The following is an 11,702-nucleotide window of genomic DNA, read 5'->3' on the forward strand; positions in this document are numbered from 1 at the left end:
AAGCGCCCGTCCGGGCGCGCCGATCCAAAACAGAACCGCCGGCGCGAGGCCGGCGGCAGGTCGACACAGTCAGGAGGATAACCGGTCACATCTCAGCGGCGTCGTCGAAGCCGGTATCCGGGCTGTTCTCCATGAGCTTCTCGGCAATCAGCCCGGCATTCTGGCGAAGCACCGTCTCGATCTCGCGGGCGGTATCCGGATTGTCACGCAGGAACAGTTTTGCATTCTCGCGGCCCTGCCCGAGGCGCTGCGAATTGTAGGAGAACCAGGCGCCCGACTTCTCCACGACGCCGGCCTTGACGCCGAGATCCACCAGTTCGCCGGTCTTCGACACGCCCTCGCCATACATGATGTCGAACTCGACTTGCTTGAACGGCGGCGCCAGCTTGTTCTTCACCACCTTGACGCGGGTCTGATTACCGACGACCTCGTCCCGGTCCTTGACCGCGCCGATGCGACGAATGTCGAGGCGCACCGATGCGTAGAATTTCAGGGCATTGCCACCGGTGGTGGTCTCGGGCGACCCGAACATCACGCCGATCTTCATGCGGATCTGGTTGATGAAGATGACCATCGTGTTGGAACGCGAGATGGTGGCGGTCAGCTTGCGTAGCGCCTGGCTCATCAGGCGGGCCTGGGCGCCGGGAAGCGCATCGCCCATCTCGCCTTCGATTTCCGCGCGAGGGGTGAGTGCCGCGACCGAATCGACCACCAGCACGTCGATCGCGCCGGAACGCACCAGCGTGTCGCAGATCTCCAGCGCCTGCTCGCCGGTGTCCGGCTGCGAGATCAGCAGGTTTTCCAGGTCAACGCCAAGCTTGCGGGCATAGACCGGGTCGAGCGCATGTTCCGCATCGACGAAAGCGCAGATGCCACCCTTCTTCTGCGCCTCGGCGACGGTATGCAGCGCCATCGTCGTCTTGCCCGAGCTTTCCGGACCATAGATCTCGATGACACGGCCGCGCGGCAGCCCGCCGACGCCGAGCGCGATGTCGAGGCCGAGCGAGCCGGTCGAGATCGTCGCGATCTCGACGACCTTGTCGTTGGCCCCGAGCCGCATGATCGAGCCCTTGCCGAAAGCCCGCTCGATCTGCGACAGCGCCGCATCCAGAGCCTTTGATTTATCCACAGATCTGTCCTCAACAAGCCGCAACGTGTTCTGCGCCATGATACATACCCCTTGATCGACTATGAAGGCCGGCTGATCCGATATCCCGGATAATTTGTACCGCTTTTGTTCTCATTTGGCAAGAGCACTCATCGCATTGTTTTTGCCTTCTTTTCCAAAAATGTTCGGATTCCGTTCCGTCCGACGGCATGCGGAATATGACCGCGAATCCACCGGCCCTATGGGACATCCGTGCCGCAGGCTTGCGCCAGTTGCGCCAACGTGTCGGTGATTCCGGCGAGATCGAAAACCGCCTCGCCGCGGCCGGAAAACACACCGAAGCGCCATGACAGATGCAGACGGCGCGCACGCGACAGCCTCGCCACCTGCTCGTCGCCATCGGTCTGCAACGCCCGGCCCTTCTGGGCCAGCACCCATTGCTCGTTGAAGGCGCCGCCATTGTCGAGCCGGATCGAGACGCCGATGCGGTCCTCGCCGGAAATCGTCTGCCGCACCACAACGGCCTGTCGCCACACCGGATAACGGCGCGCCTCGCAGGACAGCACGAGGGCCGGATGATAGTCGATCGTGCGGGTTCCGGCGGTCAGCGTGTTCAGGCTGTAGAGTGTCGCGGTTGCCGCGTCACGCCCCGCGGAAATCTTCCAGCGTCCCGCCTGCTGGGCCGCCGCACCATCGGCAGAAATCAGTACCGCGACCAAAACGGCGACAAGAGCCAGTCCGACAGATTTCGATCTCATGGAATTGCGCCGTCCGCCGCTGTCCGTTCGCGGACCAGTTTTCGGCGGGATGCCCCGTCAAAGCAAGACCCGCCAGGCCGGACAGACTGGCAGCATGCATTTCATGTTTAACCGGAGCCCGCGCTAAGGCTTATGTCACACAGTTCGGGGCTCACGCCCCGGGACATCCTGTAAAGCCGATCAGGGATCGTTTAGCAGGCGCCTCCACCAATCCCCTCTGCCGTGGCCGCCTTCTTCGCCAGTTCCTCCAGCTTCAGAACCGAGTTCCAGTTTCGCGCGGTGTTCTCGACGCCGATCAGTTTGTCGAAACGCTCCGCCATCTTCGACGTGCCGAAGCCGACCGGCGTGTGGAGATAGGCGACCTTGCCGACGAACTCGATCTTCTCCCCCTCTTTCGCATAGGCGCGGATCGCCGCGACATTCTTGTCCTGTGGCGCCTCTTCGAGAACCGCAGCGTGCAGAAATTTCGGAACCGAGACGGCATCCGGAAACGGATTGTTGGCGATCAGTTTTGACCATTCTTCCAGCGTTGGCGCATGGATCGCCTTGGCGAAACCGAATTTTTCCCGGCAGATCTCGGCGACTTTTGCGACCGTCTTGTCGCGCGAGAGACCGGTGCGCACCACGGCGTTGCCGCTGTTGATGTAGGTCGCGACATTCTCGAAGCCGGCCGCCGTCAGAGCTTCCCGCAGCGGGCCGGTCGGCAGTTGCGTCGCGCCGCCGACGCCGCGGAACAAAAGGATGAAGACCGTCACAACGCCAAGTCTCCGTTTGAGATGAGAACGCCCGTTACAGCCGATTGCTGACCTCGACGAGATTGCCATCCGGATCGTTGAAATAAACCGACAGGATCGGCCCGACGGCGCCATGCCGCTCGGCAGGTCCATCCATGATCGGCACATTCTCCCGCTTCAGATGGGCAACAAATTCAGCGATAGACACGTCCGTGAGAAGGCAGAAATTGCCGCTTCCTGGAACCGTTGCCGCAGCAATCGACGGCGATGCCTTCGCATCCTGCAGGCTGATCTTGTTCGATCCGAAATGCAGCGACCATTTTCCCGGCCGTTCCTCGCCCGCCCGCATTCCGAGAACACGTCGATAGAACGCGATCGTCGTCGGCACATCGTTCACGCACAGCACGATGTGATCAAGCGACAGCATACTGATCCGGCCGCTCATATGATGAAGCCCGCCAGCGTCTCGTTGTCGGTGATGTCCTGATAGGCCCATCCCGCTTCGTGAAACCGTTTCGCCAGCACGGAGAAGTTTCTGGAATCCCTGGTTTCCAGGCCGATCAGCACCGAGCCGAAGTTGCGCGCGGATTTCTTCAGATATTCGAACCGCACGATGTCGTCGTCCGGCCCGAGCAGCGCCAGGAAATCGCGCAAGGCGCCCGGACGCTGCGGGAAGCGGAAGACGAAATATTTCTTGAGACCCTCGAAGCGCAGCGCCCGTTCCTTCACGTCTGGCAATCGCTCGAAGTCGAAATTGCCGCCGGAGACGACGGCGACGACGGTCTTGCCCTTCAACTCGCGCCTCGAAAAATCCTTGAGCGCGTCGATCGCCAGCGCGCCCGCGGGCTCAAGCACCACACCCTCGATGTTCAGCATCTCGATCATGGTGGCGCACAGCCGGTTCTCCGGGATCAGCCGGACAGAATCCTCCGGAAAATCCTTGAGATGGCGCAGCGGCTCGCGGCCGATCTCGGCCACCGCCGCGCCGTCGACGAAATTGTCGACTTTTGCCAGCTTCACCCGCTTCCCGGCCTGCAAGGCTTCTTTCAGGCTCGGCGCGCCGGCCGGCTCGCAGAAGACGAAGCGCAGCTTTTTGCCTTGCCCGCCGAGATAACGCGTGACGCCGGCCGCCAGCCCGCCACCGCCGACCGGCAGGATGACGATGTCCGGCGTCGCCCTGTCCAACATCTGCGCCGCGATCTCATAGGCGACCGTCGCCTGGCCCTCGACGATGTCCTTGTGGTCGAAGGGCGGCACCATGTGCCCGCCGCTTTCCTCCGCGAAGGCCAACGCGGCTTTCAGGCAATCGTCGAAAAAATCGCCGACCAGCCTGATCTCGACGAACTCGCCGCCGAAATGTCTTGTCTTGTCGATCTTCTGCTGCGGCGTCGTTACCGGCATGAACACCACGCCGCGCTTGCCGAAATGGCGGCAGACAAAGGCAAAACCCTGGGCGTGGTTGCCGGCCGAGGCACAGACGAAGAGTTCTGCAGGGTTGCCGGCCTTCAGCGCCTTGCGGAAGAAGTTGAAGGCGCCGCGGATCTTGTAGGATCGCACCGGTGAAAGATCCTCGCGCTTCAAAAGGATGCGCGCGCCGGTCTTGTTGGAGAGATAGAGGTTTTCCTGCAGCGGCGTCTCCGCGAAGAGTTCGCGCAGTGCCGCAGCCGCTGTCGCGACGCCCTCGGCAAAATCGGTCATGCCCTGTTTCCCGGCAAGCTTGGTTCTCATCCGGGCTATTGCACGAATGGCACGGCGACGCCAACGCCAGGTGAGGACGGCGCCGCCCAGGATCATGAGCCTAGCAGTCCTCGCAGCGTCGGCCCGCCGCGCTGGACCGGGCACACGTGGAAGGCTATCAAGGCGGACAAGCATCGTTTTCACCGCCATCGAGGGGGATCATGGCCGGGGGCCGTCTGCCAAGACTTGTGCTGCTGGTTGCTTGCGCGCTTGCCCTTGCCGGCTGCGCCGGCCAGGCGACACGCGACCTGATCGCCGCGGCTGTCGTTGCCGCGCCGGCCAGCGAGATTGCCGGACGCCACGACATCTTCGTGGCGACGACGCGCCACAAGGCCGAGCGGCCGGAGGAAGTTTTTGACGGCAGGCGCTCGCCGCAAGTGAGCTACGCCAAGGTCGACATGACCGTCCCGGCGATCCACAAGACCGGCGAGATCGAGCGCCGCACCAAGAACCAGCCCACCGACCCCGCAAAATTCATGGTGGCCGAATCGGTCACCGCCTATGACGAGCCAGCCTTTCTCAAGGCCCTGCGCGCCGATATTGCCAAACATCACGGCCGCGCTCTGGTCTTCATCCACGGCTACAACACAGCCTTTGACGGCGCCGTCTACCGCATGACGCAGATCGTGCACGATTCCGGCTATCAGGGAACTCCGGTGCTGTTCACCTGGGCGTCGGGCGGGCGCACGGTCGACTATGTCTATGACAACAACAGCGCAAGTGCGGCCCGCGACGCGCTTGAACAAACGCTGCGGCTGGTCGCCAAGGCGGGCGCCAAGCGCATCGACATCATCGCGCATTCGATGGGCAACTGGGTGACGATGGAGGCGCTCAGGCAACTGGCGATCTCCGGCGATCGCGACCTCGGCAACCGGCTGGGCGACGTGGTGTTGGCGTCGCCGGACATCGACGTCGACGTGTTCAAGTCGCAGATGGCGCGCTACGGCGTTCCGGACAAGCCGTTCATCCTGTTCCTGTCGAGCGACGACCGGGCGCTTCGCATCTCCGGCCTCATCGCCGGCAGCCAGCCGAGGGTCGGCGACTATGGCGACGCGGCCGATCTCGCCAAGCTCGGCGTAATCGCCGTGGACCTCTCGAAGGTTGATTCCGGCGACCGCCTCAACCACACGAAATTCGCAGACAATCCGGTGCTGATCAAAATCCTCGGAGAGCGGCTGAAGCAGAATAGCAGCCTGGTCAGCAGCCAGGAAGAAGCGGACCAGCGCGCCGCGTCGCTGACGCGCGGCATCACCGGCACGCTGACCTCGGCGGTGGAAGTCATCATCACCACGCCGCTCAACGTGATAAGGATCGCGGTCGGGCAGTAGGGCTGGCGCTAATCAGAGGAACAGGTCCACCTTCTGGAAGGTGGTCACGTCGACCAGCCCGACATCGGAAATGCGCAGTTCGGGGATGACCACCAGCGCCAGCAGCGAATGCTGCATATAGGCGTTGTTGAGCGAGCACCCCATGTCGCGCATGGCTTTTGTCAGCCGGTCGGCCTTTTCCGCGACGATTTCGGCGCGCTCGTCCGACATGAGGCCGGCGATCGGCATCTCGACCAGCGCAAGCTCCTTGCCCTCCGAGATCAGCACCACGCCACCGCCGATCTCGCCAAGCCGGTTGGCGGCCATCGCCATGTCGGCCTTGTTGGTGCCGACGACGATCATGTGGTGGCTGTCATGCGCGACGGTCGACGCCATGGCGCAATCCTTTACATAGCCGAAGCCGGAGACGAAGGCATTGGTGACGGCGCCGGTGCCGCGATGCCGCTCGACCAGCGCGATCTGGCAGACGTCGTTTGCCCGGTCCATCGCCACCAGCCCGTTCTCGACGCCGAGATCGGCCTCGAGCGCGCGGGTCGGCGCCTGGTTCTCGATGACGCCGATGACGCGCGCGCGGACCTCGTTGGCGCCCTTGGGCGCGGCGATGTCGAAATCCGCGGCCTTCAGCCTCTTGCCGAGTTTGACCGTGTTTTTTGCTTTCTTGGGATAGTCGTAAGCGGGGATGTCGAGGACCAGTTTCCCGTCCTTGGCCAGCTTGACACCGCGCGCGAAAACCTCGTCGATTTTCAAGGTGGGCAGGTCGGAGACGATCAAAAAGTCCGCCAGCCGGCCCGGCGCGATCGAGCCGATCTCGCGGGCAAGCCGGAAATGCTCGGCGGTGTTGATCGTCGCCATCTGGATGGCGGTCACCGGCTTCAGCCCCTGCGCGATGGCGTGCCGGACGACGCGGTCCATGTGGCCCTCATGCACCAGCGTGCCGGAATGGCTGTCGTCGGTGCACAGGATGAAGTTGCGCGGGTCTATCCCCTGCTCCGTCACCGCCTTGATCTGCGCGGCGACGTCGTACCAGGCCGAGCCCAGCCGCAGCATCGCCTTCATGCCCAGCCTCACGCGGGCAATGGCGTCCTCGGCGCGCGTGCCCTCGTGGTCGTCCTCCGGCCCGCCTGCCACATAGCCGTGGAAGGCCGGGCCAAGATCGGGCGAGGCGTAGTGCCCGCCCACCACCTTGCCGGCTTTCACGGTCTCGGCGATCTCGCCGGCCATCACCTCGTTGTTGGCGATCACGCCCGGAAAATTCATCACCTCGCCGAGCCCGATGATATTCGGCCAGGTCATCGCCTCGGCCACGTCGGTCACCGAAAGCGCCGCGCCCGCATGCTCCAGGCCAGGCGCGGAGGGAACGCAGCTCGGCATCTGCACATGCACGTTGACTGGCATGGCCATCGCCTCGTCGTGCATCAGCCGCACGCCGTCCAGCCCCAGCACATTGGCGATCTCGTGCGGGTCGACGAACATCGAAGTCGTGCCGTGCGGGATGACGGCGCGGCAGAATTCGGTGACGGTCACCATGCCGCTCTCGACATGCATGTGTCCGTCGCACAGGCCCGGCACGAGATAGCGCCCGCCGGCGTCGACCACTTTCGTGCCCTTGCCGATGGCGTGGCCGGCATTCGAGCCGCAATAGGCGAAGCGGCCGGCGACAATCGCCAGGTCCGTACCGGGGATGATCTCGCCGGAAAACACGTTGACCCAGCGGCCGTTACGCACGACGAGGTCGGCCGGCTGGCGGCCGGTGGCGACGTCGACCAGCAGCGTCGCGTTCTCGCGCCAGGATTTGGGTTTCTCGAATGCCGGGTTGCTGGCCATCGCGCGGAAGACTCCATTTTCCCGCACATTGCCAAGCCGCGATGAAGATTACCAGTTCCGTTCAGGGCTCACCGAACAGCCGATTGTGCCGGGCCGGGCCGGTCCTGTAATATCCGGCTGCCGTGGCGAGCGTGCCACGGTCTATGGTGGCCGATGGTTTCAAAAATCCTCAGCGCACGAAGCATCTGGATCACGCTGCTGCTGGCGGTGGCCGCCGCGGTCATCGGGGTCTCGGTCCATCGCTTCGCGACCCGCGCGGCGCTGGACGAAGCCGCCTCGCGCGGCCAGACGACGCTGCGGCTGGCGGTCGCCGCACTGTCGGGCCAGATGCGCCGCTACGAGCCGCTGCCGAGGCTGATCGCCGACCAGGAACTCATCCGCCAACTGCTCGCCGATCCCGACGATCCGGCGCTGCGCGCCGAGGCCAACGCCTATCTGAAGGAGATCAACGCGCTTCTCGATTCGTCCGACGTCTATGTGATGAAGACCGACGGCGAGACGATCGCCGCCAGCAACCATGACAGCGACATCAGCTTCGTCGGCGAAAATTTCACCTACCGCCCGTATTTCCAGGACGCGATGGCGGGGCGACTGGGCCGTTTCTTCGCGCTCGGCACGACCTCGCTGAAGCGCGGTTACTATTTTTCGGCGCCGGTCATGCTCGACAATGCCGTGCGCGGCGTCGTGGTGTTCAAGGTCGACATCGACGCCGTCGAAGCCTCCTGGAAGGGCGGCAACAACGAGATCATCGTCACCGACCCCGAAGGCATCGTCTTCATGAGCGGGCGTCCGGACTGGCTCTATGCAAGCCTCAAGCCGCTGACCGAAGACCGTCTCGCCCGCACCGCCGAATCGCGCCGCTACGCCGACGCCAGACTGCGCGAGCTGCCGGTGTCGCGCGGAAAACCCGAGGCCGGTCATTATTTCCTGACGATCGCCGGCGACCGTGGCTCCCGCGAATTTTTGCAGCTTTCGGAAGACATGCCGGACGCGGGGTGGACGGTGAGCGTGCTGACGGACACGGCATCGGCGCGTGCGCAGGCGCTGACCACCATGACCGCCGCCCTGCTGCTGTTCGGGCTCGCGGCGCTGCTCGGCGCCATCGTGCTGCAGCGGCGGTCGCGGCTGGCCGAGCGCATGGAGATGCAGAGAAGCGCCCGCGAGGAACTGGAACGGCGCGTCGAGGAGCGAACCGCGGACCTGGAGGCCGCCAACAGCCAGCTCGAACTGGAGATCGCCGAGCGGCGCGCGACCGAGCAGCGCCTGCGGCAGACGCAGGCCGATCTCGTGCAGGCGGGCAAGTTGGCGGCGCTCGGCCAGATGTCGGCGGCGCTCAGCCACGAGTTCAACCAGCCGCTGGCGGCGGTGAAGACCTATGCCGACAATGCCGCGGTGCTGATCGACCGCGACCGGGCGGCGGAAGCCCGCGACAACGTCTCGCGTATCTCCAGCCTCGCCGACCGCATGGCCACCATCAGCCGCCACCTGCGCAATTTCGCGCGGAAGCCGAACCAGAAGCTTGGGCCGGTGCCGCTGGCGGAAGTCGTCGCCGACACGCTGGAGATCGTCGGCAGCCGCCTGAAGGGCGCCGGCGCGGCCGTTTCGGTCGATCTCGGCGCGGACCCGCCGGTGGTCATCGCCGGCACTGTCCGGCTGCAGCAGGTGCTGGTGAACATTATTTCCAATGCGGCGGACGCCGTGGAGGACCGCGAGAACCGCGACATCACGCTGACGGCCAAGCGCGGCGACGGCGGCAAGGTCTCGATCGTCGTCCGCGATCACGGGCCCGGCGTGCCGCCGGCGATCCTCGACCGCATCTTCGATCCTTTCTTCAGCACCAAGGGCGTCGGCAACGGGCTCGGCCTCGGCCTTTCGATCTCCTACAACATCGTCAAGGATTTCGGCGGCAGCCTCTCGGTTGCGAACCATCCCGACGGCGGGGCGGTGTTCACCATCGTGCTCGACGCCGCCGCTTCCTCGATTGCAGAGGCTGCTGAATGAAGGCGTCGACGATCCTGCTCGTCGACGACGAGGACGAGTTGCGGCGCTCCGTCGCCCAGTCGCTCGACCTGTCGGGTTTTACGGTGCGCGATTTCGCCTCTGGCGGCCGGGCGCTGGACTTCGTCAGCCAGGGTTTTAATGGCGTGGTGATCACGGACATCCGCATGCCCGGCATGGATGGCATGACGCTGATGAGCCGCATCCGCGACGTCGACCCGGACATTCCGGTGATCTTGACCACCGGCCATGGCGACGTCCAGCTTGCGGTGCGGGCGATGCGCGAGGGCGCCTACGACTTCATCGAAAAGCCGTTCACGCCGCAGCATCTCGCCGACATGGCTGGGCGCGCCATGGACCGCCGGCGGCTGGTGCTGGAAAACCGCGAGTTGCGTGCGGTCGCGGGGAAACGCGACGACATCGAGGCGCGCCTTCCCGGCCGCACCGCTGTGATGGTCGACCTGCGCTACCGCATCCGCGCCGTTGCGGCCACGGACGCTGACGTGCTCATCATCGGCGAAACCGGCGCCGGCAAGGAGGTCGTCGCCCGCGCCCTGCACGACATCAGCCAGCGGGCCATGAAACCCTTCATCGTCATCAACTGCGCCGCCCTGCCCGAGGCGCTGATCGAGAGCGAGCTGTTCGGCCACGAGGCCGGAGCCTTTCCCGGCGCCTTGCGCGCGCGTTTCGGCAAATTCGAGCATGCGCGCGGCGGCACGGTGCTGCTCGACGAGATCGGCTCCATGCCATTCGAATTGCAGGCCAAGCTGCTGCGCGTCATCCAGGACCGCAGCATCACCCGGTTGGGCTCCAACGAAGCGGTGCCGCTGGATGTGCGTTTCATCGCCACCAGCAAGGCCGACCTGGAGGGCGAAGCCGCCGCCGGCCGGTTTCGCGCCGACCTGCTCTATCGTCTCAATGTGGTGACCTTGCGCGTGCCCGCGCTCAAGGCGCGGCTGGAGGATGTGCCGTTGCTGTTTCTGCATCTGGTCGACGAGGCCTGCGCCCGCTATCGCCGCGACAAGATCGAGGTGCCGCCCTCGGTGATTGCCGACATCGCCCGCCGCGACTGGCCGGGCAATGTGCGCGAGTTGCGCAACGCGGCAGACCGTTTTGTCCTCGGCCTCGCGCACGAGACCGGCGAGGAAGCTGCCGACGATACCGAAAAGACGCTGGCCGAGCGCGTCTCGGGTTACGAGCGCAAGCTGATCGAGCGCGCGCTGACCGCGCATAATGGAAGCCTGAAACCCGTCTATGAAAGCCTCGGGATCGGCCGCAAGACGCTTTACGAGAAGATGCAGAAATACGGTCTCGACCGCCACGATCACGCAGCCGACGAGAAGCCGTATTAAGAAGGCCTGGCCGGCTTCGCCAACGGACATGCACGGCATTTCAGACAGCAGATATCGCCGCCGGGCCTCGAAAAATCCGCGCCGGCCGACAATCTCCAGCTTTTCGTGTCCGGCTGGCGCCCTCATGACGTGTCGCGCCTCGGCGGCTCCAGCGCGTAGTACGCCATCGCATTGGCATGTGCCAGGATCTCGTCGACCTCGCGGATGTTCTTCCGTTTCGGGGCATCCGGATCGAAGCGCGGCAATCTTCCGCCGGGCGGCCGTCCGCGCCGAAGCGGCGAAAAACGCCGGAAGCGGGCCGGGCCCGGTTTGCCCTGCGCCACCGCCGCGTCGCGGGCCGCCCTGTCGCGTTGAAGGGCGTCGTCGTTGCGCGCCTTCCAGCGGGCGAAACGTTTTGCCTGGCCGGGAAGATCGTCGAGCGCCCGGCCGAGCGCGTCCAGCCGCAAGGTCAGTTTTGCCGCGTTGATCGGATCGTCGCGCGTCGGCGGCTGCGGCACGGGGATGCGTGGCGCATCGTCGTCGAGCGATCGGATGCGCGGCACGGCATGCGCCGGCACATACTTGCGGCGGATGCGGAACGGATTCTTGAGCGCATCGAGCAGCGAAAGGTTTTGTCCGCGCGGGCGAGATGCGCGCCGTTCGGCAGCTTTCCGCTCGGCTTCATAGCGGGCAAAATCCTCCTGCGACAGGGCGACGGCAAGGCCGAGGCGGCGCATGGCGGCCACCGTATCGGAAGTTTTTGGTTTTGGCTTGCGCGGACGAAACGGCGGCAGCGTCACCACGATGCCTTGCGCCGCCGCGATGATCAGCCGCCGGGCGGCGGATTCGGCCGGGCGCAGCAGCAGCAGAATGGCGCGGTAGAG

At 64.9% G+C, this 11,702-nt stretch carries 10 protein-coding genes; 3 read left to right on the top strand and 7 right to left on the bottom strand.

Going from position 1 to position 11,702, the window contains the following annotated elements:
• Positions 1–85: 85 nt before the first annotated feature.
• The 5 genes from recA to ilvA all read right to left on the bottom strand — a co-directional run bounded on the left by recA (position 86) and on the right by ilvA (position 4,298).
• Positions 86–1,168: a recombinase RecA gene (gene recA / locus ACH196_RS21830; protein ID WP_396649039.1), complete on the bottom strand. Its 1,083-nt coding sequence runs from the start codon at positions 1,166–1,168 to the stop codon at positions 86–88.
• 179 nt (positions 1,169–1,347) lie between these two features.
• On the bottom strand, positions 1,348–1,866 hold the full coding sequence (locus tag ACH196_RS21835; RefSeq protein WP_396649040.1) for a hypothetical protein: 519 nt from the start codon (positions 1,864–1,866) through the stop codon (positions 1,348–1,350).
• A 191-nt stretch (positions 1,867–2,057) separates the two neighbouring features.
• A complete protein-coding gene (locus ACH196_RS21840) occupies positions 2,058–2,621 on the bottom strand; it encodes a DUF1697 domain-containing protein (RefSeq protein ID WP_396649041.1) in 564 nt (187 codons plus the stop codon).
• 34 nt (positions 2,622–2,655) lie between these two features.
• A complete protein-coding gene (locus ACH196_RS21845; RefSeq protein ID WP_396649042.1) occupies positions 2,656–3,045 on the bottom strand; it encodes a VOC family protein in 390 nt (129 codons plus the stop codon).
• Positions 3,042–4,298 carry a threonine ammonia-lyase IlvA gene (gene ilvA / locus ACH196_RS21850; RefSeq protein WP_396649043.1) on the bottom strand — a complete coding sequence of 419 codons (1,257 nt, stop codon included), beginning with the start codon at positions 4,296–4,298 and terminating at the stop codon, positions 3,042–3,044. Before ilvA ends, ACH196_RS21845 begins: the two co-directional genes overlap by 4 nt.
• Before the next feature lie 200 nt (positions 4,299–4,498).
• Here ilvA and ACH196_RS21855 point away from each other — a divergent pair, with 200 nt between their 5' ends.
• Positions 4,499–5,665 (top strand): alpha/beta hydrolase, encoded by a 1,167-nt coding sequence (locus ACH196_RS21855; protein ID WP_396649044.1) that lies wholly within the window; start codon positions 4,499–4,501, stop codon positions 5,663–5,665.
• 12 nt (positions 5,666–5,677) lie between these two features.
• On the opposite strand, the gene ade is transcribed toward ACH196_RS21855, so the two are convergent.
• Positions 5,678–7,489, bottom strand: a complete 1,812-nt coding sequence (ade, locus tag ACH196_RS21860; RefSeq protein ID WP_396649045.1) for an adenine deaminase — start codon at positions 7,487–7,489, stop codon at positions 5,678–5,680.
• Between the two features lie 153 nt (positions 7,490–7,642).
• Here ade and ACH196_RS21865 point away from each other — a divergent pair, with 153 nt between their 5' ends.
• On the top strand, positions 7,643–9,490 hold the full coding sequence (locus ACH196_RS21865) for an ATP-binding protein (protein ID WP_396649046.1): 1,848 nt from the start codon (positions 7,643–7,645) through the stop codon (positions 9,488–9,490).
• On the top strand, positions 9,487–10,839 hold the full coding sequence (locus tag ACH196_RS21870; RefSeq protein ID WP_396649047.1) for a sigma-54-dependent transcriptional regulator: 1,353 nt from the start codon (positions 9,487–9,489) through the stop codon (positions 10,837–10,839). Before ACH196_RS21865 ends, ACH196_RS21870 begins: the two co-directional genes overlap by 4 nt.
• 122 nt (positions 10,840–10,961) lie before the next feature.
• Here the strand turns inward: ACH196_RS21870 and ACH196_RS21875 are convergent.
• Positions 10,962–11,702, bottom strand: a 741-nt coding sequence (locus ACH196_RS21875; protein ID WP_396649048.1) for a hypothetical protein, incomplete at its 5' end; no start/stop codon positions are given.

Origin of the sequence: Mesorhizobium sp. IMUNJ 23232, assembly GCF_044326205.1 — a bacterium.
Lineage (GTDB): Bacteria > Pseudomonadota > Alphaproteobacteria > Rhizobiales > Rhizobiaceae > Kumtagia.

Bases quoted from the DNA above. Each gene is read 5' to 3' on its own strand.
- recA (WP_396649039.1), bottom strand. From the start codon at position 1,168: ATGGCGCAGAACACGTTGCGGCTTGTTGAGGACAGATCTGTGGATAAA.
- ACH196_RS21835 (WP_396649040.1), bottom strand. From the start codon at position 1,866: ATGAGATCGAAATCTGTCGGACTGGCTCTTGTCGCCGTTTTGGTCGCG.
- ACH196_RS21845 (WP_396649042.1), bottom strand. From the start codon at position 3,045: ATGAGCGGCCGGATCAGTATGCTGTCGCTTGATCACATCGTGCTGTGC.
- ilvA (WP_396649043.1), bottom strand. From the start codon at position 4,298: ATGACCGATTTTGCCGAGGGCGTCGCGACAGCGGCTGCGGCACTGCGC.
- ACH196_RS21855 (WP_396649044.1), top strand. From the start codon at position 4,499: ATGGCCGGGGGCCGTCTGCCAAGACTTGTGCTGCTGGTTGCTTGCGCG.
- ade (WP_396649045.1), bottom strand. From the start codon at position 7,489: ATGGCCAGCAACCCGGCATTCGAGAAACCCAAATCCTGGCGCGAGAAC.
- ACH196_RS21865 (WP_396649046.1), top strand. From the start codon at position 7,643: ATGGTTTCAAAAATCCTCAGCGCACGAAGCATCTGGATCACGCTGCTG.
- ACH196_RS21870 (WP_396649047.1), top strand. From the start codon at position 9,487: ATGAAGGCGTCGACGATCCTGCTCGTCGACGACGAGGACGAGTTGCGG.